This window comes from Oleiphilus sp. HI0128 (assembly GCF_001635365.1).
Genome location: NZ_LWGG01001324.1, coordinates 1 through 774 on the forward strand (window position 1 = coordinate 1; position 774 = coordinate 774).

Annotated in this window: 1 protein-coding gene; it reads left to right on the forward strand. The window is 42.4% G+C overall.

Annotated features, from left to right (window positions below; genetic code table 11):
* Window positions 1-416: 416 nt before the first annotated feature.
* Window positions 417-774, forward strand: a 358-nt coding sequence (locus tag A3763_RS22160) for an acyl-CoA thioesterase (RefSeq protein ID WP_068760522.1), incomplete at its 3' end; no start/stop codon positions are given.

Below are 774 nucleotides of genomic sequence, written 5' to 3' on the forward strand. Positions count from 1 at the left end.
GTGCTCACAGCACCTAATGTACTGAGGGCTAAGATACTAACTATTTTCTTTATCATCTTGAGTGCTCCTAAGTGGCTTAATTGCCGAAAAATTTGTTTGCTTACTTTCTTGATGAGGCCACTATAAAGATGCAATGTTACAGTTATGTGACAGCTCCGTCTTGTTTGTCACATAAGTGTCATAAGAATGTAAAAAAACTGTTAGATCCCATATCTACGGGGCTTAGCGGGGAGTTGTTGTATTGCTTAGATAGCTAAATCTAAGAAAGTCGCTTCGGCATTGACCAATTTTTATGACAAAAAATGAAATATTCGGGGCCAGTTCAAGTTTTGGTCACATGTGTATGATTTTCACTGGCACTTTTCCGATCTTGGCTATACTGAAAGCAAGCCGCTTTATTAAAGGAAAGAGATCAAATGAATTCATCTGAATCGGGTTTGGGGCCTTCGGGTCGTCTGACTTTGCAAGTCATTGCGATGCCTCGTAATACCAATGTACATGGTGACATTTACGCTGGCTGGTTAATGGAACAGATGGATTTGGCCGCAGCGACCGCAGCGAGCCAGATATCTAAAGGCCGCTCAGCGACTGTTGCGATTGAAAGAGTAGAGTTTTTATCGCCAGTTTCTATCGGTGACCAAGTAAGTTGCTATACCGAGCTAATGGATACCGGGCGTAGTTCGATGAAAATTCGAGTAGAGGTTTTCGGAACCGATACACGAGGTAGTCAAACCCGTAAGATTACCGAAGCTGTTTTTATCTATGTGGCCATTG